24 protein-coding genes, 1 other RNA gene and 1 pseudogene are annotated in these 26594 nt (G+C 67.1%); 11 read left to right on the forward strand and 15 right to left on the reverse strand.

All coding sequences use genetic code 11. The features are described 5' to 3' along the window. A pseudogene (locus tag BM282_RS17690) lies at positions 1-561 on the forward strand (hypothetical protein); the annotation flags it as partial. A gap of 57 nt (positions 562-618) precedes the next feature. Beyond that, positions 619-1782: a Cdc6/Cdc18 family protein gene (locus BM282_RS17695; protein WP_089883530.1), complete on the forward strand. Its 1164-nt coding sequence runs from the start codon at positions 619-621 to the stop codon at positions 1780-1782. Positions 1783-1965: 183 nt separating this feature from the next. On the opposite strand, the gene BM282_RS17700 is transcribed toward BM282_RS17695, so the two are convergent. From BM282_RS17700 to BM282_RS17710, 3 genes are read right to left on the reverse strand one after another with little or no spacing between them, the layout of a single operon-like run. Beyond that, positions 1966-3174, reverse strand: coding sequence for an ABC transporter substrate-binding protein (locus BM282_RS17700; RefSeq protein ID WP_089883532.1), 1209 nt, complete (start codon positions 3172-3174; stop codon positions 1966-1968). 47 nt (positions 3175-3221) lie between these two features. Next, positions 3222-4070, reverse strand: a complete 849-nt coding sequence (locus BM282_RS17705; protein WP_089883533.1) for an ABC transporter ATP-binding protein — start codon at positions 4068-4070, stop codon at positions 3222-3224. Continuing rightward, positions 4070-5209, reverse strand: a complete 1140-nt coding sequence (locus BM282_RS17710; protein ID WP_089883535.1) for a FecCD family ABC transporter permease — start codon at positions 5207-5209, stop codon at positions 4070-4072. Before BM282_RS17710 ends, BM282_RS17705 begins: the two co-directional genes overlap by 1 nt. Positions 5210-5312: 103 nt before the next feature. Here BM282_RS17710 and BM282_RS17715 point away from each other — a divergent pair, with 103 nt between their 5' ends. From BM282_RS17715 to BM282_RS17730, 4 genes are all read left to right on the forward strand, one after another. After that, positions 5313-6113, forward strand: a complete 801-nt coding sequence (locus tag BM282_RS17715; RefSeq protein WP_089883537.1) for a carbon-nitrogen family hydrolase — start codon at positions 5313-5315, stop codon at positions 6111-6113. Positions 6114-6191: 78 nt separating this feature from the next. Beyond that, positions 6192-7382 carry an AI-2E family transporter gene (locus BM282_RS17720; RefSeq protein WP_089883538.1) on the forward strand — a complete coding sequence of 397 codons (1191 nt, stop codon included), beginning with the start codon at positions 6192-6194 and terminating at the stop codon, positions 7380-7382. Positions 7383-7433: 51 nt separating this feature from the next. Next, positions 7434-8567: a YihY/virulence factor BrkB family protein gene (locus tag BM282_RS17725; RefSeq protein ID WP_175501619.1), complete on the forward strand. Its 1134-nt coding sequence runs from the start codon at positions 7434-7436 to the stop codon at positions 8565-8567. A 125-nt stretch (positions 8568-8692) separates the two neighbouring features. Beyond that, positions 8693-9232 carry a PH domain-containing protein gene (locus BM282_RS17730; protein WP_089883542.1) on the forward strand — a complete coding sequence of 180 codons (540 nt, stop codon included), beginning with the start codon at positions 8693-8695 and terminating at the stop codon, positions 9230-9232. Positions 9233-9261: 29 nt separating this feature from the next. On the opposite strand, the gene BM282_RS17735 is transcribed toward BM282_RS17730, so the two are convergent. Next, positions 9262-10494 carry an MBL fold metallo-hydrolase gene (locus tag BM282_RS17735; protein WP_089883544.1) on the reverse strand — a complete coding sequence of 411 codons (1233 nt, stop codon included), beginning with the start codon at positions 10492-10494 and terminating at the stop codon, positions 9262-9264. 117 nt (positions 10495-10611) lie between these two features. On the opposite strand from BM282_RS17735, the gene BM282_RS17740 reads away from it, so the two are divergent. Beyond that, a complete protein-coding gene (locus tag BM282_RS17740) occupies positions 10612-12507 on the forward strand; it encodes an ABC transporter ATP-binding protein (RefSeq protein WP_089883546.1) in 1896 nt (631 codons plus the stop codon). After that, positions 12504-12788 carry a hypothetical protein gene (locus BM282_RS17745; protein WP_089883548.1) on the forward strand — a complete coding sequence of 95 codons (285 nt, stop codon included), beginning with the start codon at positions 12504-12506 and terminating at the stop codon, positions 12786-12788. Before BM282_RS17740 ends, BM282_RS17745 begins: the two co-directional genes overlap by 4 nt. A 10-nt stretch (positions 12789-12798) precedes the next feature. Here BM282_RS17745 and BM282_RS17750 read toward each other — a convergent pair whose 3' ends face one another. The 5 genes from BM282_RS17750 to rnpB form a co-directional block, all read right to left on the reverse strand. Further along, on the reverse strand, positions 12799-13101 hold the full coding sequence (locus BM282_RS17750; RefSeq protein ID WP_089883550.1) for a hypothetical protein: 303 nt from the start codon (positions 13099-13101) through the stop codon (positions 12799-12801). A 46-nt stretch (positions 13102-13147) separates the two neighbouring features. Further along, positions 13148-14014, reverse strand: a complete 867-nt coding sequence (locus tag BM282_RS17755) for a hypothetical protein (protein WP_089883552.1) — start codon at positions 14012-14014, stop codon at positions 13148-13150. Positions 14015-14074: 60 nt separating this feature from the next. Further along, a complete protein-coding gene (locus tag BM282_RS17760; protein WP_089883554.1) occupies positions 14075-15172 on the reverse strand; it encodes a matrixin in 1098 nt (365 codons plus the stop codon). Positions 15173-15229: 57 nt separating this feature from the next. After that, a complete protein-coding gene (locus tag BM282_RS17765; protein WP_089883556.1) occupies positions 15230-17965 on the reverse strand; it encodes a heavy metal translocating P-type ATPase in 2736 nt (911 codons plus the stop codon). A gap of 114 nt (positions 17966-18079) precedes the next feature. Further along, positions 18080-18603, reverse strand: an RNA gene (gene rnpB / locus BM282_RS17770) — RNase P RNA component. Positions 18604-18757: 154 nt separating this feature from the next. On the opposite strand from rnpB, the gene BM282_RS17775 reads away from it, so the two are divergent. Beyond that, a complete protein-coding gene (locus tag BM282_RS17775; RefSeq protein ID WP_089883558.1) occupies positions 18758-19360 on the forward strand; it encodes a TIGR00296 family protein in 603 nt (200 codons plus the stop codon). Positions 19361-19412: 52 nt separating this feature from the next. Here BM282_RS17775 and BM282_RS17780 read toward each other — a convergent pair whose 3' ends face one another. The 3 genes from BM282_RS17780 to BM282_RS17790 are packed head-to-tail and all read right to left on the reverse strand — an operon-like array spanning position 19413 to position 23532. Further along, positions 19413-20579 (reverse strand): nicotinate phosphoribosyltransferase, encoded by a 1167-nt coding sequence (locus BM282_RS17780; protein WP_089883559.1) that lies wholly within the window; start codon positions 20577-20579, stop codon positions 19413-19415. 51 nt (positions 20580-20630) lie between these two features. Further along, entirely contained in the window at positions 20631-21989 is a 1359-nt protein-coding gene (locus BM282_RS17785; protein ID WP_089883561.1) for an Hvo_1808 family surface protein, read from the reverse strand. A 52-nt stretch (positions 21990-22041) separates the two neighbouring features. Continuing rightward, positions 22042-23532, reverse strand: a complete 1491-nt coding sequence (locus tag BM282_RS17790; protein ID WP_089883562.1) for an Hvo_1808 family surface protein — start codon at positions 23530-23532, stop codon at positions 22042-22044. Positions 23533-23640: 108 nt separating this feature from the next. On the opposite strand from BM282_RS17790, the gene BM282_RS17795 reads away from it, so the two are divergent. Next, entirely contained in the window at positions 23641-24222 is a 582-nt protein-coding gene (locus BM282_RS17795; protein ID WP_089883564.1) for a cysteine hydrolase family protein, read from the forward strand. Between the two features lie 9 nt (positions 24223-24231). Here the strand turns inward: BM282_RS17795 and BM282_RS17800 are convergent, their stop codons facing one another. Next, positions 24232-24735: a PaaI family thioesterase gene (locus tag BM282_RS17800; RefSeq protein ID WP_089883565.1), complete on the reverse strand. Its 504-nt coding sequence runs from the start codon at positions 24733-24735 to the stop codon at positions 24232-24234. 62 nt (positions 24736-24797) lie between these two features. Next, a complete protein-coding gene (locus BM282_RS17805) occupies positions 24798-25118 on the reverse strand; it encodes a hypothetical protein (protein ID WP_089883567.1) in 321 nt (106 codons plus the stop codon). Between the two features lie 78 nt (positions 25119-25196). Here BM282_RS17805 and BM282_RS17810 point away from each other — a divergent pair, with 78 nt between their 5' ends. Continuing rightward, on the forward strand, positions 25197-25643 hold the full coding sequence (locus BM282_RS17810; protein ID WP_089883569.1) for a DUF4385 domain-containing protein: 447 nt from the start codon (positions 25197-25199) through the stop codon (positions 25641-25643). 17 nt (positions 25644-25660) lie between these two features. Here BM282_RS17810 and BM282_RS17815 read toward each other — a convergent pair whose 3' ends face one another. Continuing rightward, entirely contained in the window at positions 25661-26563 is a 903-nt protein-coding gene (locus BM282_RS17815; RefSeq protein ID WP_394327795.1) for a hypothetical protein, read from the reverse strand. Positions 26564-26594: the final 31 nt, after the last annotated feature.

Here is a 26594-nt window from a genome sequence, read left to right on the forward strand (position 1 = left end):
GGTCCCCTCGACATGTCGCCGTTCGAGCGCGAAGAGATGCGCGTCATCGGCGACGCGGCGGCCGACGGCGGCGTCGAAACCGACGGCGGCACGGCGACTGCTGACCGACTGGCGGTCGAACCGTGGCTTCCGCACCAGTACAAGTGGGGCAACGTCGCGATGATTGGCCTCGTCGTCGGCATCCTCGGCGGCTACATCGCGATGACCACGGGGAGCGCGTTCCTCGCGTTCGGTATCAGCGCGGCGTCGCTGCTGTTCTTGAATCTGGGCGTCGAGAAGATTCCGGTCACCCACCACATGGCTCTACCAGGAAGCACGGCGGCGCTGGCGGTGACGAACGGTGGCGAGGGGTCGCTCGTCGTCGCGCTCGTCGTCGCCGCGGTCTTCGGCGTCGTCTGTGCGCTGTTCGGTGAGGTGTTCCAGCGCATCTTCTACGCGCACGGCGACACCCACTGGGACCCGCCCGCGGCGGCCATCGTCTTCGGGACGTTCCTTGTCGCCGTCCTCCACATCGCCGGCGTCTTCCCCAGTTCCTCCTGGGTCGCCACCCTCGGCCTCTAACGCCGAACGAGGCCACCCCGTTCGACCATTCAACACGACGCGGACACAGCAGTTCGGATGAACCTCGAAGAACGAATCCTCCAACGAAAACGACGCGGTGACAGGCGACAGTTACTTCTCGAAGAGACGTCGCTGAGTCCGGTCTGGCACCCGAGCGAACCGACCGGGCGCGGTCCGACTATCGAACGTCTCCTCGACCGCCTCGAACCCGTGTTCGACCACCGGACGCCGGAGAACGTCTACGTCCGCGGTCCCGCGGGGTCGGGCAAGTCAGCCGTCGTCACCGCGTTGTTCGAACAACTCTCTCGTCTCCTCTCCTCGCCGGAAGACACCATCGTCACGACGACGCGCGGGGGAAGCGCCTCCCGCCGGTCGTTCGCGTACGTCGACCTCCGGGAGGCGACGAGTCGGTTCGAGTTCTACCACGCCATCCTCTCTGCGACGACGACCGAATCGGTCCCGCGCCGCGGACTCGCGACCATCGACCTCAGACAGCGAGTCAGCAAACACCTCCGCGGCGGCCGCGTCCTCGTGGTGGCGATGGACCACGCCGACGACGACACCGACCGACTCGCGTCGTTCGCGGGCGAACTGGAGAGCCTCGGTCATCGAACCGCATGGGTCGCCGTCGGCCGGGGGGACCCGAAAGACGTGCTTCCGGACCCCCGCGCGACGAGCGTCGTCGGCGTCGACCCGTACCACGCCGCCGAACTCACCGACGTGTTGACCGCGCGCATCTCGACCGGACTGGCCAGAGACGCGACGACGCATCAGCAGGTTCGGAGGCTGTCCACGTGGGCCGACGGCGACGCGCACGACGCCCTCGCGGCCCTCCTCGGCGCGGTCGACGTCGCACTGGAAGCGGACAGCGACGTCCTCGAAGACGCCCACCTCGACGCGGGGATAGAGTCGGTTCCCAAGCCGTGCGTCTCGTTGGGGCGCGTCCTCGCTCTCTCGGAGAATCGCCGCGCCGTCCTCCGGGCCCTCGTCGTCCTCGACGCCGAGGAACGGTCGTCGGTGAGTCGGACCGCGGCCGCCATCGCAGCGTCCTCGTCGCTGTCGGAGAGCACCATCACGCGCTACCTCTACGAGTTCGCCGAGAACGGAATCGTCGAACGCGTCCCCGTCGAGGGGTCGCAGGGCGCGGGTCGACCGCCGAGTCGCGTCGAGACGCGCGTCCCGACGCGGGCGTTTCGCCGACTCACCCGCGGCGACGACTGAGGGGCGTGTCGGACGCACCGACGCGACGCGCCGTTCGACAGTCTTTTTCGCGTGCACCGCGCATCCTCGCACGAAGCGAGTGGTCTGCGACGTAGGATACCGGAGACCACTCGCTTCGTCTCTACACCTTCGAGTGCAAACAGTCGGATACGGGTCGGAAAGTACCGACGACGCGGCCGTCGTTCAGAAGTCGCCGGCGACGATGTCCGCGACGCGCTGACGGTCGAACAGTTCGTCTTCGACGCCGTACAGTTGTCCGGCGGTGCGTTCGGTCAGCACGAGGTTGGTGATGGGGCCTTGGTAGAGCCCACCGGCGCGGTAGACGTCGTCGTTCTTCACGGCCGTGAGCGCGCTGGCGGTGTCGTCGTTTCGGAGGTAGTCGACGACGGTGTTCTGGAACTCCTCGCGGGTCTTCGACTCGTAGCCGCGGAGCATGAGCACCTCGGGGTTGACTTCGAGAACCGTCTCTAGGTCGATGGCCGCCCGACTGCCGTGGAAGTCCTGTACGTCCGTGTTGGCGAGGGCGTCGCGGACGCCGAGGTCACGGAAGTGTTTGAAGCCGGTCCCGCCGCCGATGATGTAGGGGTAGAACTCCGTCGGTTCGTCGCCGACGCCCCAGAGGACGGCGACTTCGGGTCGGTCACCCTGTTCGGGAACGTGGGGGGAGAGAGCGGTCTGGAACTCGTCGTGAAGCGTCGCGAACGCCTCGTATCGGTCGGTCCGCTGGAACACCTGTGCGAGTTTCTCGAAGCCCTCGTACAGCGTGTAGTAGCGGTAGTCCTCGTGCCACGGGTAGTGCTGCGCGTAGATGCAGTTCCCGAAGAGCGGGGCGACCTGCTCGGAAATCTCGTCGACGTCCGCCTGTTCCCACCCCTTGAACCGGTTCATGAGGAAGTTCGGGTCCATCACGTGCACGTCGCCGTCGAGTTCGTAGAACACCTCTTTGGAGACGCCGTCGGAGTAGAGGTCGACCATCTCGCTCTTGTCGACGGAGACGTCCGGAATCTCGTCGTAGTACTGCGTGTGGTACCGAGAAGTGAGCCAGAGACCCTTCGGCGGTTCGAGGCCGAGAGCGACGCCCATATCGGCCCAACTGCCGTTGTTCGCGACCCACGTCTCCGGCACGCTGTCGAACTCGACGGTCCCGACGGGTTCCATCGTCACCGAGTACGCCTCGGTCGTCTCGGTCGCTTCGTCGGTCTCCGTCTCGGCGTCCGTCGAACTCTCGGTGCCCGTCTCCGTCGCCGCCGCGGACTCCGTCGCCGTCGACCCGGCGTCCGTCCCGTCCTCGGAGGTTCCGGTACATCCCGCGAGGAGGCCGCTAGCCGCCAGAATCCCGCTCGCCTTCAGTACGTCGCGCCGCGTTCGACTCCGCGAGCCGTCGTGTGTCATTGTATTTTAGGCCGACCTAAAAGTTCAAAGGAGTTTCGGTACGCGGCTCACAGCGAGTGCTTCGGAACGATTTCGGGGTCGGGCGTGTAGGAGACGGCCGCCTCGACGCGGAAGACGTCCGCGAGGAGTTCCTCGGTGACGACCTCTCGCGGCGGGCCCCAGTCGTACACCTCGCCGTCTTGCAGGGCGACGAGGTAGTCCGCGAAGCGGGCGGCCTGAGCGATGTCGTGGAGGACGACGGCGACGGTCACCCCTCGTCTCTCGTTCAGTTGCTGGACCGTCTCCATCACCCGGAGTTGGTGGTGTAGGTCGAGGTACGTCGTCGGTTCGTCCAGTAAGAGGACGTCCGTATCCTGTGCGAGCACCATCGCGATCCACGCCAGTTGTTTCTGCCCGCCGGAGAGGTTCCCGACCGTCTGCTCGCGCAGGTGGTCGACGCCCGCGAGTTCGATGGCGCGTTCGACCGCCCGGTGGTCCGCCTCTCCGACCTGTTCGAAGAAGCCCCGGTGCGGGTAGCGTCCGTGGTAGACCAGTTCCTCGACGGTGATGGACCCGGGCGACTCGTTCTCCTGCGAGAGGAGTCCGAGTTCGCGGGCGAACTCCTTGTCGTCGTACTCGTGGACCGCGCGGCCGTCGAGGAGGACGCGTCCGGTATCGGGGGCGAGTTGCTTCGAGAGCGCCTTCAACAGAGTGCTCTTGCCGCTCCCGTTCGGGCCGACGAGGGCGGTTATCTCCCCGCGTGGGATGTCGATTCGGTCGCACTCGACGACGGGTCGCTCGCTCGTCGAGTACGACAGCGTGAGTCCGTCGCCGACGAGTGCGCTGGCGTCGTCCGCCTCGCCGTTCCGTGCTCGCTCGATGCGCTCGTGGTCGTTCTCGTGGTTGCTCTCGGACATCAGACGTCACCCAGGTTCTGTTGGCGTCGCATCAGGTAGAGGAAGTACGGACCGCCGACCAGTCCCGTGACGATGCCGACGGGAATCTGCGTCGGGGCCATCGCGAGTCGCGCGCCGACGTCCGCGAGGACCATCAGCGCGGGGCCGACGAACAGACAACCGACCACCAGTCGCTTGTAGTCGCTGCCGACGAGGTTGCGGACGACGTGCGGGACGATGAGGCCGACGAAGCCGACGATGCCCGCGACGGCGATGGCGGCGCTGGCCGCGAGGATGGCGACGCCCGACAGGAGGAATCGCGTGCGTTCGACGGACATGCCGAGCGAACGCGCAGTCTGTTCGCCGAGGAGCAGGACGTTCAACTGTCGCGCGCCGAGGACGGCGAGGGCGACGGCGAGCGTCGTCGAAGGGAGCGCGAGTCTGACCTGTTGCCAGTCGACGCCCGTCAGCGAACCGGTCGTCCACGCGATAGCGCTCTGGACGACGGCCAAGTCGTTGGCGAAGAAGAACAGCCCCGTCTGCAGCGACTGGAAGATGGTGGAGACGATGACGCCCGCGAGGACCAGTCTGACGGGTGACGTGCCGTTCTGCCACGCGATACCGTAGACGATGAGGAACGCGACGGCCCCACCGCCGGCGGCGATGAGGGGGAGGAACGGCGCGAGTCCGCTGAAGACGACGAGCGTGAGGAGGATGGCCAGACCGGCACCGGAACTGACGCCGAGGATGTACGGACTGGCGAGTTCGTTCCGCGTCACGGCCTGGAAGATGGCCCCGGAGACGGCGAGGTTCGCGCCGACGAGGATGCCGACGAGGACGCGCGGGAGGCGGATGTTCCAGACGACGAGCGTCGTCGTCGGCAGTTCGGTGAGCGTCCCCTCGAACCCCGTGAGCGTCCGCATCAGCCCCTCGCCGACGAAGAAGTTGAGGAGCCAGTGGGGGTCGAAGAGGACGATGGGGTCCAGGACGGCGCGCCACGCCTGTTCGAGCGTCATCGTGTACGTCCCGAAACTCACCTGCACCAGGCCGCCGAGGACGACGAGGCCCACGCTGACGAGGCAGACGGAGACGAGCGTCGCGTCCACCCAGTCGAACAGTCGTGCGCCACCGAGTCGATTCGTCCGCGCGTCTCCGGCCATGTTGATTTAGGTATACCTAAAGCAACGGTAAAGCAGTTGCGACATCGGTTCCGAGTCCGACGGCCCGGGAAACTCATAAGCGCCCGCCGCGGGAGGATGAGTCATGAACGTCGCCGCCGTCCAGATACCCGCCGCGGAGTCCGTGGAAGCGAACGTCGAACGCGCCGTCTCGCGCGTCCGGGCGGCCGCCGAGAAGGGCGCGGAACTGGTCGTTCTCCCCGAGATGTGGAACGTGGGCTACTTCGCGTTCGACGCGTACGAGGCGGCCGCCGAACCGGTCGACGGGCCGACGGCGACGCGTCTCTCCGAACTCGCCGCCGAACTCGGCATCCACCTCCACGGCGGCAGCATCGTCGAACGCGACGGCGGCGACCTGTACAACACGAGTCTCCTGTTCGACCCCGCGGGCGACCGAATCGCCACCTACCGGAAGGTGCATCTGTTCGGCTACGAGTCCGAGGAGAGCGCCATCCTCACGCCCGGCGAGGACGTCGTCGCCGCCGACACCGAACTGGGGACGGTCGGTCTCACGACGTGCTACGACCTGCGCTTTCCGGAACTGTACCGGCAGTTGGTCGACGAGGGCGTGGAGATGCTCCTCGTCACCTCCGCGTGGCCGAACGCCCGCGCGGACCACTGGCATCTCTTCACCCGGACCCGGGCGGTGGAGAGTCAGGTGTTCCTCGTCGCCGCGAACCTCACGGGAACGAACCGCGGCGTCTCGCTCGCGGGCCAGAGCGTCGTCGTCGACCCGTGGGGGACCCAGCGAGCGAACGCCGGGAACGGGCCGCACACCGCGCACGCGGAAGTCGACATCGAGACGGTCTCGGAGGTTCGTTCGGAGTTCCCCGCTCTCCACGACAGGCGGTTCGACGGGTCGTACTCGCTCCGCGCCGACGAGTAACGACACGCGGGTGGAGACGGACGCGCCGGAGTGACAGGAGGGCGAGGAGTTTAGTGCTCTTTGCCCGTACTCACGACGATGCAGTTCGGCTTCACTTCGACTATCGACCGGTCACGGGTAGGATGGTGGCTGTTGGGACTGGCGATACTCCTCGTCCTCGCGTTCGTCGCCGAGGCGTACCTCGGGACGTTCATGCTCGGACTGTTTCTCTACTACTCCACGCGGCCCGTCTACTCGCGGATTCGCGGGCGCATCGGCCAGCAGAGCATCGGCGCGGCCGTCTCGCTTCTCGCGCTGTCGTTACCAATCGTCCTCCTCGTCGCCTATACGGTCCTCGTGGCGTTCCAAGAACTGAGCGCGTTCGTCGGACAGAACCAGCAGGGACTGCTGGCGATGCTGGACCCTTACCTCGGGTCGTTCGACGCCGTTCGCAACCCCCAGGAGGTGCTCGGGTCGCTCCTCGAAGACCCCGGCGCGTTCTTCGACTCCGCCGACACGGCGACGGCGGAGACGATACTCGCCTCGCTCGCCGGAACCGCATCGTTCGTCCTCGGGGCGGCCCTCCAACTGTTCATCGCGTTCGCGTTCGCGTTCTACCTCCTGCGCGACGACCGGCGACTGTCGGCGTGGACGCGCGAGAACCTCTCCGGTCGCGGCGGCGTCGTCAACGCGTACATGACCGCCGTCGACCGCGACCTGAAGACCATCTACTTCGGCAACATCCTCAACGCGTTCGCCATCGCCGTCATCGCCGCCGTCTCCTACAACGTCATCAACCTGTTCGCGCCGTCGACGCTGTCGATTCCGTCGCCGACCCTCCTCGGGGCACTGACGGGCGCGGCCAGTCTCATCCCGGTCGTCGGGATGAAGATTATCTACGTCCCGGTGACGGTTCTCCTCGCCGTCGAGGCGGCGCTGACCGACCCGGCGACGATATGGGTCGCCGTCGTCTACGGCGTCGTCTCGTTCGTCGTCGTCGACACCATCCCGGACTTCCTGCTCAGACCGTACGTCTCCGGGCGAAACCTCCACACGGGGACGGTGATGTTCGCGTACATCATCGGCCCGGCGCTGTTCGGGTGGTACGGGCTGTTCTTGGGTCCACTCCTCCTCGTCGTCGCCGTCCACTTCGTCCGTATCGTCCTCCCCGAACTCGTCTCGGGAGAACCGCTGGACCCCGACGCGCGCGGCCGGAACCCGCTCCGGTCGGACGACGGCGCACAGCGAAGCATCTCCGACTTCGACGCGACGGGCGCGGACGACGACTGAGCGTCGCTTCGGCCGTCGCATCCATCACTGATGCGCCCGAACGAACTACCAATGAGAGTCGAAGGCGGCGAGACGATGGCGGTGCTCCGGACGGTCACGGCGCGTGTCCGCGAGCAGAATCTGACGTTCCTCGCCGGAAGCCTCGCGTACAACGCCTTCGTCTCGCTCATCCCGCTTCTCCTCTTGCTCCTCCTCGTCGTCGGCGCCGTCGGAAACGATGTGTTCGCGACGCGCGTCGCAGAACTCACGGGGACGTACCTCACCACCGGCGCACAGGAGGAGATCGCCGCCGCCATCGACAATGCGGGCGGCGAACTCGGCCTGTCGGTGACGGGCGTCCTCGTCCTCCTGTGGGGGGCGCTCAAACTGTTCCGCGGCCTCGACACCGCGTTCGCGGAGGTGTACGAGACCGAACAGGACCCCAACCTCCTGAAGCAGTTTCGCGACGGCCTCGTCGCGTTGACCGTCATCGGCCTCTCGCTCGTCGCCCTCGCCCTCGCCGGGACGGCGTTCGCCTACTTCCGACTCCCCCTCCTGCACGTCCTCAACCCCCTGTTCCTCCTCGTCGGCCTGAGCCTCGCGTTCCTCCCGATGTACTACGTCTTCCCGGACGTGGAGATGACCGTCCGCGACGCACTCCCCGGTGCCGTCGTCGCCGCCGGCGGGTGGGCGATACTCGAAGTCGGGTTCCAGGTGTACGCCACCTACGCGGGCCAGTACGAGGCGTACGGCGTCGTCGGCGGCATCCTCCTCCTCCTGACGTGGCTCTACTTCGGCGGGTTCGTCCTCCTCGTCGGCGCGGCGGTGAACGCGGTCATCCGCGAACGAGACCAGAGCGGTCTCGTGGCGGCGGCGACGGACGAGGCAACCGAGAGCGAAGACGGTGTGGCACGTGCGACACCGGGAGGCGACACCGCGACGGGTGCTGCGACGACGGAGGCGAAAACGGTGGAGACGGACGCGGTGACGACGGAGGCGACGTCGCAGACGAACGGCGGAACGGCGTCGAAGTCGTCGTCAGAAGACGCGAGGTTCGCCGCCGAGAGTGCACGGAGCGGACACCGAGAGCGAAACGCCGACAGCGGTCGGAGACGACCGACGCGGAGCATCGTGGCGGCGTTCGCCGTCGGCGTCCTCGTCGGATTCGTCGCCGTCGTGGCGGCCGCTCTCGGGGTCGGTCGCTAACGGTCGGACTCAGCACTCAACGACGTCGCCGAGTTCGGCAACAACAGATACAGGAATGTTGAGTGGGGAGAAATAATTTCCAGTGAGAACACATACTTAACACGGTTGCTACTAACTACCACGTCATGTCAACCGAGGAGACAGAGGTGGAAGGAGAACAAAGAAGAAGCGAAATGCACGCAGACCGAGTGTCGAATATTCAAGGCGTAACACTACTCGACGACGAAGAACTATTATTCGACCTCAGACCCGCGTGGTACGGAGGTATGACATTAAAACGCCTCGCACTATGGACCGTCGCGACGACCGTTACGCTCGGTCTTGCTCTACTCTATTTCTGGTATCCTGCCCTCAAAATGTGGCGTTCAAGTAAGAAGGTTCGATACATCGTTACGAGCGAACGCGTCGTTATCAAGGACGAAGGTGGATTGTTGGGTACGAAGCGGACAGAAGAGTTCCCTATCCGAAACGTATCAGATATTCAAACACGAGCGACATGGTTTGAGCAACGGGCTGGTGTCGGTACTGTCACCCTCAAAGAACGTGACGGGAAGACGAGCGAAATAGCACTGACATCGATTCCAAATTACGAGGAAGTAGCTTCGACTATCGGTGGCTACCAGCGTCGGGAATCTAAACAGAGTCGCCACTACGGGGAGCGGTAACAGAATAGTATAAACGAAAGACTGTGCGTTCAGAACTCCACGACGTCGCCGAGTTCGGGCGCGCGGGCGTCGAACCCGTCGTCGCGAAGTCGCTCGGCGAACCCGGCGCAGTCGTCGCCGTGGTTCACGAGAATATCCGCACCCTCGTACTCCGAGAGGAACTCCCTGAGACCGTCGCGGTCCGCGTGCGCGGAGAAGTCGTACATCTCCGCGCGGGCCGCGATGGGCATCATCTGCCCGGCTATCTCGGCGCGGCCGCGTTCGACCAAGTCGCGACCCGGCGTCCCCTCGACCTGATAGCCCGTAAGCGCGATTTTGTTCGTCGGGTCGCCTCGAATTTCGGGGACGTACGTCATCGCCGGACCGCCCGAGAGCATCCCACTCGTCGTCACGATGGCGGTGTTCTGGTTCGCGATTCGACGGCGCTGACCGTCTCTGCCCGTGACGAACCGCGCGTTCGACTTCGCCCGGCGCAGGGCGTCGGCGTCGCGGACGAACCCGGGGTTCCGCCGGAGCATCTTCGTCACCTGCTTTCCCATCCCGTCGACGTAGCAGTCCACGTCGTGGGCGTCCAAGACGAGGAGCATCTCCTGCGTGCGGCCGATGGCGAACGCGGGGACGACGACGGTGCCGCCCTCCCAGATGGTCGTCCGGACGGACTCGACGAACCGCTCTTCGACCGTCGACCGGTCGTCGTGTTCCACGTCGGCGTAGGTCGACTCGCAGATAACGACGTCCGCGTCGGGTCGGTCCGTCGTGCCCGAGACGAGGCGTTGGTCGTCGGTGTGAAAGTCCGAGGTGTAGAGCAGTCGGGTGTCGCCGTCGTCGACGAGGACGTGCGCGCTCCCGGGGATGTGGCCCGCGTTGTACAGCGTCACCTCGTACCCCGCCGCCTCGAACGTCTCGCCGTAGTCGTGGCGTTCGGAGACCTGCGACATCCGCTGGACGTGCGTCTCCGTGAACGGGCAGTCGTAGGTGCCGCCGTGGAGTTTCAGCGTGTCGCGCGCCAGCGTCCGGGCCAACTCCGCCGTCACGGGCGTCCAGTGAATCGGCGGGCGGCGGTCACCGGAGAGCAGCGAGGGAACCAGTCCGACGTGGTCTAAGTGCCCGTGCGAGACGACGACGGCGTCGGGTTCCGGCGTCGAGACGGGGTACTGCGGGGGGTTGCCCGTCAGCATCCCGTAGTCGAGGAGGAGCGAGTCGTCCACGAGAATCGCCGAGCGTCCCACCTCGCCGACGCCCCCGAGGAACTGGAGTTTCATCTACCTCTCCTTTCCGCTGGAGGGGCTTTTCGTCGTCGGTTCCGATACTCGACCCGTCGGCTCCCCTCTTTCGCCGTCTTCGTCGCGTTCATGTCACGGGCGCTACTCTCGAAACCAATGAGTCACGCCGACGAGAGCGCCTTCGACCGGTACCGTCGAGACGTGACGCGTCCGCTCGCCCGCCTCTTCCGCGAGTACGGCACGTCGCGCGCGCGGTGGCTGACCGTCGGCCTCCTCGCGAACCTCGTCGCACAGGCCGCCTCCCTCCTCCCGCCGGTCGTTCTCGGCACCGCCATCGACTCGCTGTTCGGGTCCGGCACGACGGCGTACACGCTGCCGTTCGTCCCGCAGTCGGTGATTCCGCCGACCGCCGAGGGACAGTTCTGGTTCTCCGCCGCCCTCATCGCCGGGTCGTTCGTCGTCACCGGCGCGTTCACGTGGGTGTACGGCGTCGCCGCCAACCAGTTCGCCCACGACGTGATGCACGCCGTCCGCACGGACAGTTTCGCGAAACTCGTCCGTCTCGACATGACGTTCTTCGACGACAAGCAGACGGGCGAGGTGATGGCCATCCTCAACAACGACGCCGGGAACCTGGAGACGTTCCTCGACAACGCCCTCATGAACTCCCTCCGACTGGTCGTCATGGTTGGCGGCATCGCTGTCGTCCTCTTCACGCTGAACTGGCAGTTGGCGCTCGTCACCCTCGTCGCCGTCCCCGCAATCGTGCTCTTGACGTGGTGGTTCATGCGCGTCGTCGCCCCGCGGTACCGCGCCCGCCAGTCCGCCAACGCCGGGTTCAACACGAGAATCGAGAACGGTATCAGCGGCATCGAACTCGTGAAGACGACGAACAGCGAGGGCTACGAGCGAGAACGCGTCCGAAACGCCTCGCGGAGTCTGTTCGAGACGACGATGTCCGTCCTGAAACTGAGCTACTTCTACCGGCCGGGGATGGAACTGCTCGCGGGCCTCTCGTTCGCCGCGACGTTCCTCGTCGGGGGGTACTGGCTCTTCACCGGCACCGCTCCCGGCCCCCTCACCGGCGAACTCGCCGTCGGGACGTTCGTCACGTTCATCTTCATGACACAGCGGTTCGTCGCCCCCCTCGCCGAGGTGTCGAACATCGTCGACCAGGTGCAGAACGCCCGCGCCTCCGCCGAACGCGTCTTCGGCCTCTCGGACATCCCCGTGAACATCGAAGACCACGACGACGCGACGGTACTGGAGGACCCCCGGGGCGTCGTCGCCTACGAGAACGTCTCGTTCGCCTACCGCGACGTGTTCGGCGAGGTGGCGAGCGACCCCGTTCTGGAGTCCGTCTCGTTCGAGACTGGACCCGGCGAGACGGTGGCCGTCGTCGGCGAGACGGGCGCGGGGAAGTCGACGCTCCTGAAACTGCTCCTCCGACTGTACGAACCGACGAGCGGAACGGTGCGACTCGACGGCCACGACGTGGAGGACCTGACCCTGAGCAGTCTCCGTGACGCCGTCGGCTACGTGAGTCAGGACACGCACCTGTTCGACGGCACCATCGCCGAGAACGTGCGGTACGGGCGGTTCGACGCGAGCGACGAGGCGGTCCGGCGGGCCGCGAAGGCCGCGGAGGCGCACGCGTTCATCACCGACCTGCCGAACGGCTACGAGACGCGCGTCGGCGAACGAGGGGTGAAACTCTCCGGCGGCCAGCGTCAGCGTATCTCGCTCGCCCGCGCCGTCCTCCGCGACCCGCCGGTGCTCGTCTTGGACGAGGCCACCTCCGCCGTCGACACCGAAACCGAGCGGGCCATTCAGCGCTCGCTGGACCGACTCTCGGAGAAGCGAACCACGCTCGTCGTCGCGCACCGCCTCTCCACCGTCGTCGACGCCGACGAGATTCTCGTGTTGGACGACGGGCGAGTGGTCGAGCGCGGCGCTCACGACGAACTGGTCGCGCGGGACGGCGAGTACGCGGCACTGTGGAACGCCCAGACGGGCACCGCCGACGAACCGCTGTCGGAGGGAAGACGATGAGCGTTGATGACGAGACCAGAGCGCGGGTAGAGGCGTTGTACGACCACCTCGCGGCGACGGCCGAGCGACCGGTCGAACGGACGGCGAGCGCGCATCTCGGCGAGGCGGAGGCCATCGCCGGTGACCTCGCGCGGGACCCGACGGTCACCGAAGACGTAGTTCGGTCGCGCGTCGAGACGGTCGGAGAGTTGCTCTCGAACGTCGACGGAACGGGCGACGACGAGGCGGACGAACACGTCGAGCGGGCGCGAGAACGGGTCGCGGAACTGCTGGCGGACTAGTCGTTCGGCGTTAGTCCTTCGTCGGGACGCGCGTCACCTGGAACTCCCGGTACCCGCCGTAGGCGGCTTCGAGCGCCCCGAGCCACCAGTTCCAGCGTTCGGCGACGGTCGAATCGTCGGGCGCGTCGCGCATCTGGCGAACGATGTCGTCGACGGTGAGCGCTTCGCCGCGGTCGCGTTCCGGTTTCCCGGAGTCCGCGAGGTCACGCGCCTGTCTGGCGACGACCCGCCGTTCGGGTTCTGTCCCGCCGAACGCGGCCTCCAACGAGGTCATCAACTCCTCGGGGTCGAACGGCGGCACGAAACTGGGCATACCGCTTCGTTCGTTCCCGAACCGCAAGAAGGCGCTGGCGGGGGGTTCACACGAGCCACGCCAGACCGACGAACAGCACGCCGAAACTCGCCATCAGGAGCGCCGGAACCGCCACCCGCGGGTCGCTGTCGCCGACGCTGAGAAACAGTCCGGCGGCGACGGCGACGAACAGCAGACCGAACCCGGCGAGGAACGCCTTCGCGACGGGCGACGTCTCGGTCACCTCGACGCCGTAGTCTCGCGTCTCGACGGCCGAGAGTGCGGAGTCGATGCGGCCGTAGTCCTCGACGGGGACGACGAGGAGCGTCGGCCGCGAGAGAATCGCCGTCCCCCGGTACCGGAGACGGACGAGGCGATAGCGACCCACGCGCCACGACGAGTGCGAGCGGAGTTGGCGCACGTCGGCCGGCCCGACTGCTTCCGCGCCGCCGTAGTCTCTGGTCAGCGTCCCCGCTTCGACGTCGAGTTCGCCGCCGGAGTCGCGGGCCGCGATGGCACCCCAGACGAACGGCGCGCCGAGGAGGTAGACGAAGCCGACGGGCGGGAACAGCACCCACGAGAGGAGGAGGAGGGCACCGACGGGCATCCCGAGGAGGACGTACCACGGGTTCAAGTCGAGTTCGTACGGCAGGAACTCCGCGAGCGATATCCGGTCGCGAAGCGCGACGAGGTAGAGGAGGGCGAACGGCCCGCCGAAGAGGAGACCCACGGCGACGATGACGAGTTGGTCGACAGGCGCGCCGCCGGTGGCCGACGAGACGACGACGAGCGCCAGAAGGGCGAGGACGCAGAGGCCGACGAGGGCGAACGTGCCCGCGACGACGTGCCGGAACGCCGCCCGGAGACGGCCCGTCGTCTCACCCCGCCAGCGGACGACGGCGGCCCGCGAGTCGTCATTCGATTGCGCGGTCATGACAGGAGAGAAGCGTACTGAGAACATCACCGTTCGCACGTGACAACCGTGACAGCGCGGTCACGTCCACCACTCGCTGCGTCGGTCGCTGTAGGAGGCGTCGCGGAAGGGCGCGGGCTTCTCCTCGTCCCGTTCCGCGCCGAGCGAGAACGCCAGCCAGTAGCCGACGTGCCAGCCGACGGCGTCGGTTTCGAGGTCGACGAGGACGATTCGGACGTCCGAGTACGTCTCGACCGCTCCGTCGCCGTCGGGGTCCCACCCGCGCGTCGCGCCGCAGGACGCGGCGTTCGGAGAGCACGGTGACGTCTCTGCGAACTCGACGACGACGTCCGCTCCGGCCGGGTCGTCGACGACGGTGAAGGTGAGGTTGTCGGGCATCCCCGGCGCGCCGCGTTCGTAGTAGTCGAGGGCGTGACGCACCTGTTGTCGCTTGGCCGCGGCGTCGTCTACGTTCGTCGTGTTCACGTAGACGGTGAACGCGCCGTCGCTCCACGGGAAGTCGCGTTCTGTGGCGTTCGGTTTTTCCGTCGTGTACAGGACCGACCGACTCGACATCACGTCGGCGGGTGCGTCGTCGTGCGTGAGACCGAGCGTGTGACCTAACTCGTGTTCGAGGACGAGCACCGTCGACTCGTCGGAGAACCCCGTGCGGACAGAGACCGTCTCGGGGCGGTCTATCTGTCTCGCGTCGGTGACGAGCGGAGCGCACCCGGCGGCGTCGTCGGACCCGTCGCACTCGGGCACGGTCCGGACGAACTCGACGACGAGGTCGGGGTTCTCGGCGGTCGGTCTGACCTCGTAGTCGACGGGGTAGCCCGCGTATCGCTCGGCGTGTTCCTCCCAGTACGCCGTCGCTTCGCGGACGAGCGGTTCCCAGTCTCGGTTCGTGTCGGCGGGGTCTCGAACCGCGACGACGATGGGGTCGGACCCCCACGGACTCCGCGCGTCGGGGACGGCCGTCGGTACCGGCGTCGCTCCGTCGGCGCGCGTCCGGTCGGTCGGCGAGTCGTCCGGCGGCGTCGTCTCCGCTGCCGGGGCCGAAACCGAGTCCGGCACCGGGACGGGCGACCCGTCCCCGGAGAGGGGGGCGGCGCATCCGGCGACGACGACGAGGAGTGCGAGCGTCGCCGCCGCGAGGCGGGGGCTACGAGACGGCATCTACTGGGATACCATACCGCCGGAGTGAAAGAACGTTCCGCCCGAGCGTCGACGGCGTCACGCAGCCGAGGAATCGGCGGGAGACGCCGACTCGTGGTCCGCAGCGGCCGAATCGGGTTCGACGCCCGCCAGACGCAGGGCGTTCGTCGTCACGCCGAGACTCATCCCCATGTCGCCGACGACGATGGCCATCGCGACGGTGACGAGGCCGAGAGGTGCGCCGACGGCGAGTGCGCCCTTCACGAGCAGCGACGCCCAGACGTTCTGTCTGATGACCGACGACGTGCGGTTCGAGAGGTCGAGGAGGTACGGCAGGCGCGTCAGGTCGTCCGAGAGGAGGGCGACGTCCGCCGTCTCCAACGCCGTGTCCGTCCCCGCCGCGCCCATCGCGATAGCCACCGTGGCGGCGGCGAGGGCGGGCGCGTCGTTCACGCCGTCGCCGACCATCGCCACGGAGTCGTACTCGGCGGCGAGTTCGCGGACGGCGTCGACTTTCTGGTCGGGCAGGAGGTCCGCGCGAACCTCGTCGACGCCGACGCGTTCGCCGATGACCTGCGCGGTCCGTTCGTTGTCGCCGGTGAGCATCACGACGCGCGAGACGCCGAGTTCGCGGAGGCGCGAGACGGCCCACGCGGCCTCCGGGCGGACGGTGTCGGCGACGGCGACGACGCCCTCTATCTCGTCTTCGGTGCCGACGAGGACGACGGACTTCCCCTCCGACTGGAGGCGCGGGATGACCTCGTTCGTCAGGTCGAGGAACGTCCCGTGGTCGCAGTCGCGGGCGTCTTTCGTCACCTGTCCACCGTCCGTCTCGACGTGCGCGTGTTCGAGGTCGAAGCCGAGCGACTCGAACAGGGCGGGCTTGCCGGCGTAGTGCGTCTCGCCGTCGAGGACGGCCTTCACGCCCTCGCCGGTGATGGACTCGAAGTCGCGAATCTCCCTGTCGGGGACGTCGCGTTCGGCGGCGTGCCCGACGATGGCCTGCGCGATGGGGTGTTCGCTGCGGGACTCGATGGCCGCGGCGCATCCCAGCACGTCGGTCGGGTCGTTGCCGTTGAGCGCCACGACGTCGGTGACGCCGAGTTCGCCCGTCGTGAGCGTCCCCGTCTTGTCGATGGCGACGACTTCGACGTCGCTCATCGCTTCGAGGTACTGGCCGCCCTTCACGAGGACGCCGTTTCGGGCCGCCGACGTGATTCCCGAGACGACGGAGACGGGCGTCGAGATGACGAACGCGCACGGGCAGGCGACGACCAGGAGCGTCAACGCGCGCACGAACCACATCCGGAACGGTTCGCCGAACAGGAGCGGCGGAACCGACGCCGTGAGTATCGCGCCCGCGACGATAATCGGGGTGTAGTACCGCGCGAAACGGTCGATGAAGCGTTCGGCCTCGGTCTTCTCGCGGTTGGCGTCCTCGACCATCGAGACGACCTGCGAGAGCGTCGAATCGCCCGCGAGCGTCGTCGTCTCGACTTCGAGGTAGCCCTCCGCGACGATACTGCCCGCGAACACCTCGTCGCCCGGCCCCTTGTCGACGGGCACCGACTCGCCGGTGATGGGCGACTCGTCCACCGCGGACGTCCCCTCGGTGACGACGCCGTCGAGCGGAATCCGTTCGCCCGGTCGAATCAGCACCGTCTCGCCGACGGCCACGTCCTCGACGGGGACGACCGATTCGGCCTCTCCGCGGCGGACCGTCGCCGTGTCCGGCGAGAGTTCCATCAGTTCGCGGAGCGAGTCGCGCGCGCGGTCCATCGAGAACCGCTCTAACAGTTCGGCGACGCTGAACAGGACGGCGAGCGTCGCCGCCTCGAACGGCATGTTCACCGCCATCGCGCCGAGGATACCGGCCGACATCAGAAAGTCGATGTCGAGGCTCAGATTCTTCGCGGAGTAGTAGCCGTTTCGGAGGATCGGAATGCCGGCGAGGAGGACGGCGGCGGTGTAGAGCACCCAGGCGACGCTCACTTCGTAGCCGAGGGGGGCGGCGAGGACGGCGTCGAGCGCGGAGAAGACGAACTCCAGCGCCAGACCCGTCGCGAGGAAGACGGCACCGCTCCACGTCTTCAGCGCGCGCCGACTGCGCCAGACGTCGCTCGGCGAATCGCTCTCCCCGTCGTCTTCGACGGCGTAGCCCGCGCCCTCGATGGCGGCGACGAGGTCACCGCGGGAGGCCACGTCGGGGTCGTAGGTGACCGTCACCCGCCCCGTCGTCGGTTGGGTGTCGAACGAGACGACGCCGGAGACGCTCTCCAGAGAGTTCGACACTTTCCCCGCGCAGGAGGCGCAGTCCATCTCCGGGACGGAGAACCGAACCGTCTCCTCGTCGGCGACGGCGTAGCCCGCACCTTCGACCCGCGACCGCACCGCGTCGCCGTCGGTCGTCCGCGGGTCGAACCGGACGAACAGCGTCCCGGTCGTCGGTTGCGCGTCCACGTCGCGGACGCCGGCGTCGGCGCGGACGCTCTTTGTGACCTTGTCCGCACAGGAGGCGCAGTCCATGTCGGGGACCGAGAGGCGAAGCGTCTCGCCGTCGGCGACGCCCTCGTCGGCGGCGGACGTCGCCTCCGCCTCGGTCGCACCCGATTCGGAGGCGGAAGACGAATCCGCACACTCGCCGTCGCACCCGCACGTCGCGCCCGGGGCGTCCGTGTCGGCCGTGTCGTGCGCGGCGTCCGTGGCGTCGTCGGTGCCGTGCGCGTCGCCGGCACCGTGTGCGTGTTCCGACCCGTCGCGGGCGTGGTCGTGGGCGTTCTCACCCCCGTCGTGGTCGTGACCGTCTCGATTCATACGAGCTACTAGCTCGGTCGTGGTTATTAATCCATCTACGAAAACGCCCCCGTTTAGTGCGATATATTATTAATTAGAAGAGGATGAGATAACAACATCTCGTCGGTCGAGAGCGGCTGAGAGGAGTAAGCCCCCTTCTGTTTTTACCCGGCATTCGGCTGAGCGTCCGCGTCCTCCCCGTGAGGGGGCACGCCGGGCGAACCCGAACGTGCTGTTCGGACTACCTTATCGGCGCGGACTTGCACCGGTGAAGTTTCGCCGTTCCATCCGTTCTCGGTCGTCTGCGCACGGTTCGCACCGTTCGCGTCCGGGGCGACTGCCGTCGCCCCGTGGGTCACGGCTGACGCCGTTCACCTCCCGCGGTCACGGAGTGACCACGTGTCCCTCGACGGGTTAGCTCCCTTCCCTTACGGGTCGGTTCGCACGCGTGCGGGTAGCCCCGCACGCGCCGCCGGTGGACGTCCGTCCACCCGCGCGTCTCATCGGTCGGACCGAGGGGTCTCGTTTCTGTTCCAGAGCCAGTCGTCTCCGACTCCGGGCTTGCGCCCGGTCACCTGTCCGAACGGTGGGGGGACTTTCCTCATGTCCGCGGACAGGAATGCTGTCCGACAGGACACGGGAACCGGGCTCTCTCTGCCGTCTCTCTCTACCCCCGTGAGTCCAATAAGGGGTTCGATTCGGCCGTTCGCGGGCGATTCGCCGAGTCCATCACGAACGAGCGGGCTAAATACAGGACGAATCAGGGTGGTGACAAGGGAAGCGTTCAAGTTTGACGAGTGCCTCGTACACACCATGTCCGAGGCGCAGACCGTTCGACTCACGTACGACGATGGGTCGAGGGCGGTCGAACTAGCGCGTGAATCGGTCGAATCGTACGTACTCCACGGCCAACGAGAACAACCGGGGAGTATGCGTGATGCGTTCTACGCACGTACCGGGGCGTTCGTCCGAATCCAATCCACACGCGGCCGCGGCCGTCTCCGTGGCTGTGCCGGCGCGTATCGAGGGAAAGATCAACTGGGACACGCCATCGTCGACGCGGCGATTCAAGCCGCGTCGGGCGACTCGTGCGGGTCCGAAATCGAACCGCCCGAACTCCCGAACCTCAATATCTCCGTCTGTATCGTCTGTAATCACGTTCTCACCAACGACCCCGTCGCCGACCTAGAACTCGGAACGCACGGCGTCGCCATCGACAAAGACGGGAGCCACGGCTGGCTCTACCCGACGATTCCCGTCGAGAACGGCTGGTCGAAAGAGCAGTTCCTGACGCACGCCTGCCGGAAGGCCGGTCTCTCGCCGCTGGCGTGGCAGGACGAAGACGCCATGGTCACGCTGTTCGAAGGCCAGGTGTTCCGCGAGCGTCCGGACGGCGGCAGCGTCGAAGAACTGTAGCCTGCACGGAGTTACGAGAGCACGAGCGACCGCGTTCGACTTCTGCGCCTTCTCACCCGTCGAGTCGCGACTCCGCGCCGTAGCCACACAGGTCCGCGTCGTTCGCCGCGCGCGCCGCCGCGGCGTCGATATCGAACTCCTCGGTGAGGAGTTCGCCGTCGCGAATCAGCGGTTCCAAGAGCGGTTCCGCGTCGGCGGGCGGGTCCGCACGGCTCAGGCCTACGTGGTGGCCGCCGTCCTGCGTGCGGTACACCTCCTTTACGCCCGTAAGTTTCCCCCGTTTCGCCGCCGGTTCGCCGTCTATCTCGACGATGTCGAGCGCGAAGTCCACCGGGTCGGCGTTCGAGACGTAGCCGCCGACGCCGAACCCGTCGGCCACGTCGCGGAGATGTCGCAGGTCCGAGGGGCCGAGGCCGCCGGAGACGAACACGTCCACGTCGTCGTGGTCGTACGCGGCGAGCGTCCACTGCACCTCGCGGACGATGTGCCGGAAGTCGCCGCGGCGCGAGGAGGTGGTGTCCAGACGGACGCTGTCTAAGTCGTCGCCGAGGGTGTCGACGGCGCGGAGCACTTCGTCCGTCTCGTCGCTGTAGGTGTCACAGAGGGCGACGCGCGGGACGTCCTCGTCCACCGCCTCGTCGAACGCTCGCCACGCCTCCTCTTGGTTCCCTCGGCCGAAGCAGATGAGGAGGGCGTGCGGCATCGTTCCGGACGCCTCTCTCCCCAGCACCTCGCCCGCGGCGACGTGCGAGAACCCGTCCAGACCGGCGACGAGTGCGCTTCGCTCGACCATCGCGGCGATGGAGGGGTGGACGTGGCGCGCGCCGAACGAGAGCACCGTCGACTCCGGCGCGGCGCGGCGCACGTCGAGTGCGGCGGTGGCGACGCCGGAGGCGTGCGAGAGAAAGCCCAAGAGCGAGGTTTCGAACCGGGCGAAGTCGAGGTAGTTCCCCTCGATTCGCATGACCGGGCCGCCGTCGAACAGGCGGCCCTCCGGAATCGCGTCGACGTCCACGTCGTGGCCTTCGAGGAGGGCGGCGGCGTCTTTCACGCCCGCGAGGAGTTCGTAGTCGCCGTCGGGGAACTGGTCGGCGGTCACCTCGGCGACGACGTGGGGGTCCTTCTCCGCGTACCGAAGCGTCGTCTCCGTCCGCTCGAAGTAGGCGTCGGTCGCCGACCCCTCGCGGATGGCGTCGGTGCCGACGATGTCGAAATCCATATTTCTCCATTCACAGGGGCCGTGAAAAGCGCACGTGTTCGGCGGCGTCGACTACGCCGCGTGCACGTCGTCCAACTGTTCGGCCGTCGGCGCGTTGACGATGGTGACGCGGGTGCCGTCTTGCGTCACGCGGAAGGCGTCCGCGAACGGTCCCGACTCTATCACGTAGGTGCTCTCGTCCACCCTGTCGGCGTTCATCCGCAGTTGTAAGAGGAACCGTTCGTACGTCCTGCGGAACTGGTCGGCGTCGCCTTTCGTGTCCCACTCGGTGGCCCAGACGTAGCCGTACTCGCCGTCGTCGCTCCGATACGGGACGACGCTGTCGCCGGCCCATCCGACCGTCGCGCCGGTGGAGTAGTTGTACCGCGAGTACGCCCCCGTCTGCTGTCTGAGCGAGGACTGGTCGATGGCGCGCGCGTCCCAGAACATCACGTACGCGAACACCTCTCCGAGTCTGTCCGTGGCCGGGTCACGGTCGAAGCGGGACCACTCGTTCGAAGACCGGTCGGGGACGGTCACGTTCGCCGGTCGTTCGTCGGGGTAGGCGTCCGGATGGAGAATCTGCTCCGAAGAGACCGGGACGTCGTCGTAGGCGGCGTTCACCGCCTCCCACCCGCCGCGTTCTCGAAGCGCGGCGACGAACTCCGGCCCCTCGCTGTACGGCGCGTAGACGGTGAGGTAGACGCCGAAGTCGAACGACGACCCGCCGCCGGCCTCCCGCGCGGGCGATTCGACGCAGTCCCACTCGGCCGCGCACCGTTCGGCGTACAGCGACTCGACGTAGTTCGCGTCGCCTTCGAACAGACCGTCCTCCGCGAGGGTGCCGTCGCGCGTCTGCGGCGGCGCGGCGTAGCCGAACTGCTGGTCCTGCAGGGCGTGAACGAGTTCGTGCGCCAGCGTCGCGCGACTCATCGTCGGCGCCTCCGAGTCGCTGACGACGACTATCCGGTCGTTGCTCGGCGTGTAGTAACCCGCGATGGCCCCGCCGTAGAGTTCGGAGAACACCTCCGCGACTGACTCGTCCTCGCCGACGAGAAACGTCGCCTCGTACAGTTGTTCTTCCCACGGGTCGGGTTCTGAGACGAACACGTTCCGGTTCGACTGGTAGTCCTCGCGCGAGACGACGTCGACGGGAACGGTTTTGTCGAACTCCAACTGCCGAATCTGTTCGACGCGGGCCATCGTCCGAGCGACGAACGCCTCCTGTTCGGTCTCGTTCAGTCCGTCGGACTGGTCTACGTCTATCGATTCGTTGTACCAGTAGCCGTTCTCCCAGCCGATTCTGTCCGTCGGCGGGTCGTCCGGCCACGACCACGTCGCGTCCGCGTCGGCGACGGGCGCGCTACACCCGGCGAGGACGAGGAGGAGGGCGAACGAGACGGCGACGAGCGAGGAGCGAGAGACGTTCACACGGTATCGTGGGTGAGCGCGAAAAAAAGCTTCCCGGCGCGTCGGCCGTCGGTCAGTTCGACGACGGGCGGATGTCGCTCAGGTCTTCGACGCTCGGTCCGTTGGTGATGACGACGCGCGTCCCTTCGTGTTGGACGCGGAACGCGTCGGCGAACTCGCCGTCTTCGACGACCCAGACGTTCTCGCTCTGCTTGGTCGCGTCCTGCGCTCGGAGAATCTTCGTGTAGGCGTCGCGGAACTCGCGGGCGTCACCCTTCGTGTCCCACTCGGTGACCCAGACGTAGCCGTACTCCGTCTCGTCGCCGCTCTCTTTCTGGTACGGGAACAGACGGTCGTTCGCCCACCCGTTCGACGGCGCGGCGTTGTAGTTGTACGTGTCGTACCGTTCGTCCGTCTCGATGACGTTCTGCGGGCGAATCGTGTCCGCACCGGCGGTTCGCGCCTGATACCAGAACATCACGTACATCGACGCCTCGCCGACGGTGTCAGAGCCTCGCTGTCCTTGCTCGGGGAACGTGGACCACCCGTTCGTCGCGCGACTCCGGTACTCGATGGGAACCGGCTTCTCGTCGGTGAGGTGGATGGTCTGTTCCGTCGACTCCGGCGGGTCCTGCAACATCTCGTCGACCGCTTGCCAGCCGCCCGCCTCCACTTTGTCGTGGACGTACACCGGGCCGTCGGAGTACGGTTGGAAGATGGTGAGGAGGATGCCGAGGTTGGGGCCGTTCCCGTTGCCTGCGGACTGGCCGGACTGGTCGGAGCCACCCGTCGCGGGCGGGGTCTGGACGCAGTCCCACTCGACGCCGCACATGTCGACGTAGCGGAGTTCGACGTACTTCGCGTCACCTTCGACGGCACCGTCGATGGCCAACTCCGCGTCCTGCGTCTGCGCGCGGAACTGGTCGCTCGTCAGGTCGTAATGTTGGTCCTGAAGCGCGTGGACGAGTTCGTGGACGAGCGTCACGTTGTCGATGGTGGGCGAGTCGGGCGAGGGCGTGATGATGGTTATCGCGTCGTTCGTCGGCGCGTAGAACCCCGCCACCGAACTCCCTTGCGTCTCGCTTATCGCCTCCTGACTGTCGCCGGATTCGCCGGTGACGAACAGCGCCTCCCACACCTGGTTGTTCCACTCGCTGAACTCTGCTTGGTCACCGCTGGAGGCGTTCTGTGACCGCGATCGCGTCTGTTCTTGGTACTCCTCGCGCGAGAGCACGTCGACGGAGACGCGTTCTTTGAACTCCTTGTGCCGGAGGTACTCGACGCGGGCCATCGACCGGGCGACGTACGTCCGCATCTCCGCGTCCGAGAGGCCGTCGGATTGGTCCACGTCGATAGACTCGTTGTACCAGTAGCCGTCTTCCCACCCCAGCGGGTCACCGCTCGGGTCGGAGAAGTTCTCGTCCGGCGTGGCGATATCCGCGGCGTCGGACGCCGCGCCCGTCGCGCCACCGTCTCCGTCCGGGTTCACCATCGGTGCCGCACATCCCGCGAGAACGAGGAGGAGGGCGAGGGCACCCACGGCGATTCCGTGTCGCGTTAGCATACTATACGTCCCCCTGGGACCCCGCGGGGAAGTACCTTTTTCCCGAGACTCTCGCGCAAAAATGCATCCCGGGACACCGTTTTGGTCTCGCGCCGGCTTCGGAGACGTATGGGAGACTACACGTTCGACCCCGAGCGAACCGCCGTCGTCGTCGTGGACGTGCAGAACGGCTTCTGTCACCCCGACGGCAGTCTGTACGCGCCGCCCAGCGAAGCCATTCTCGACGACGTGACCGCTCTCGTCGCCGACGCCCGCGACGCCGGCGCGTCCGTCGTCTACACGCGAGACGTCCATCCGCCCGAACAGTTCGCGGACGCGTACTACTACGACGAGTTCGACCGCTGGGGCGAACATGTCCTCGAGGGGACGTGGGAGGCCGAACTGGTCGACGCACTCGACGTCCGAGACGACGACCACGTGGTCACGAAGCACACCTACGACGCCTTCCACGAGACGGAGTTGCACGGGTGGCTCCGGGCGCACGGCATCGACGACCTGTTGTTCTGCGGGACGCTGGCGAACGTCTGCGTCCTCCACACCGCGGGGAGCGCCGGTCTCAGAGACTACCGGCCCGTCCTCGTCGAAGACGCCATCGGCGCTATCGAAGACGAGCACCGAGAGTACGCCCTCGACCACGCGGGATGGCTGTTCGGCGAGGTGACGCCCCGAGCGCAGGTGCGGTTCGAGTGAGACGCGGCGTCAGTCGCGGAACAGGCGGTACGCGCCCTGACCGGTGGCGACGGCCTCCTCGTCTGCGGTTCCCTCCCACCGCTCGAACGCCTCCTCGTCCTCGCGGACGTGTTTCGGGGGTCGGCTGACGACGGTGATGGTGCTGACGCCGATGGTGCCGCCCGCGCGGACGACTTCGGCCGTCGCGCGCAAGTCGCCGGCGGCGCGCCGGAGGTAGTTCACGTTCAGGTTCACCGTCGCGACGCCGCCGTTCAGCGGGTCGCCGAGCATCGTCCGCTGGGCGACGCCGCCCGCGGTGTCGATGAGCGTCGCCGCGATGCCGCCGTGGACCGTCGGCGGACTCGTGGTGTTTGTGAGTTTCTCGTCGTACGGTATCGTCATCACGACGCGACCGGGCGAAATCTCGTTTACCTGCGTCCCCAGCCACGAGAGGTAGCCGTGTTCCTGTTCGATGTAGGCTTGGACGAACGCGACGGCGTCGTCCGGGAACTCGGTGGTTCCATCCTCGCTCATACAGCCGTTGGCGGCGGCGGCGCGTATGTAGCCACCGGTGAGACGTCGCCGCCGCGCTTCGGCTACAGCTTCTTCCCGAGTTCGAGCGCTCTTCCGAACGTCTCCAACGCCGGTTCCACCTCCTCGACGCCGGGGATGACGGTGATAGCGCGTTCGGCGACCGGCACGCACGCGAGGTCCGCGACCTCGAAGACGGAGATGTCGTCGTCGACGACGAAGCGGTCCAGCGTCGCCACGCCCTCCTCGACGGCGTAGTGGACGCGGACGCGCGTCTCCACCGTGCCAGAGAGTTCGACCGTCGCCGAGACGGCGTCGAGGGTTCCGTCCCCGTCTCGATGCGAGCGAATCGTGTTGATTTCCGTAGTCAGCCCCTCGTCAGTCATACGAGATTCCTCGATTTCCAGACACATAACTGTCGCACGGGCCAGCAGAGCGAACCCCCTCGGAGCCGAATCGAGCGTATGAGCGAGAACGACGGCCCCGAATACGACGTGGACTTCCGCGAACATCCCGAGAAGTACGACGTCGGCCGCGGCGAGGAGGGCGTGTTCAAAGTTGAACCGTACAAGTCCGAACTGCTGCCGCACTGGTCGTACGCCGACGAGGAGTCCGCCGAGGAGTCCGCAGCGGCCATCTACGACCGGTACGACTCCTACCGAGACGCCGACGACTTCGTCGGGATGGACATGGCTCGGAAGTACCTCCAGATGGGGTACACCCGGTCGATGCGGTACGCGAAGTACCCCGGCGGGCAGAAGTACGAAGACGGCGAGGAACGCGAACCGCGGGAGTGGGCCGACGCCGACAAGCGCGCCGCCGCCCTCGTCTTCCAGGCGTACCTCGAACGCGTTCGCGACGACGAGCGGTATCAGGAGTTACGAGACGGACACCGAGAGCGACACGGCTGAGCCGAACCCACCGACCGCTACCCCAGCCGAATCGGGTCGTCGGTATCGCGTACCCGAACGCGAACCTCGTCGCCGACGGCGAACTCGTGGCCGGGACAGACGAGTTTCGCGCCGAACTCCGGGTCCAGTCCCGAAAAGAGCGAGAGACCGGTGATTCGCTCGCCGTTCGCCAGCACGTCGATATCGCGCCACGGGACGTTTCGGCCCGTCGCGTCGCCGACGCGGTGGCCGAGAAACGAGACGGGTCCGTCGTCGCCGGCGGTGAGGACGCCGCCCGCCGCGTAGTGGGCGAACCCGCCGTCCAAGACGCGGCCGTCGTCGGTCCCGATGCCAGCGAACGTCTCGCCGGGGTTCGGATGCACGGGACTGTCGAGGAGCGCGTACGTCGCCGCCGTCTCGACGACGGTTCCCGTGCCGTCCCACGCGAGGGGTTCGACCGGCGCGTCGGCGACGGCGGGGAGCGACCCCGTCGCGCGCCGGAGGTTCTGGTCGTGGCGACGGAAGCCGACGTGGACGTGGTTGGCGACCCACGGCGCGAAGAACCCCGAGCGAATCATCTGCCCGAGCGAATCGCCCACCTCGACCGTCTCGCCCGCCTCGACGTCGGGGTCGACGTGGAGGATTCGGGCGACGTAGTCGCCGGCGTCGACCAGAATCAGGAACTCGTCGCCGTGAGCGTACGGTTTCGGCGGCGCGCGGACGGTTCGCGTCTCCAGTACCTCACCGGAGACGGGCGAGAGCCCCTCGTTCGACGCCGGGTAGAGGTCGATGGCACAGCCGCGGTCGTGCGCCGGATACGGCGAGTTGTAGAGCGAGAACCGTCGGTAGCGCCGGAGCACGGACTCGGGAACCGTCACCACCTCGTCGGCGTCGGCGGGGGCGGCGGGCCGGGACGCCGTCCGCGACTCGTGGCCGTCCATGTCGAGACGGGAGGACCGGGAGGGCTTAGAC

It is taken from the genome of Halogeometricum limi (genome assembly GCF_900115785.1).
Lineage (GTDB): Archaea > Halobacteriota > Halobacteria > Halobacteriales > Haloferacaceae > Halogeometricum > Halogeometricum limi.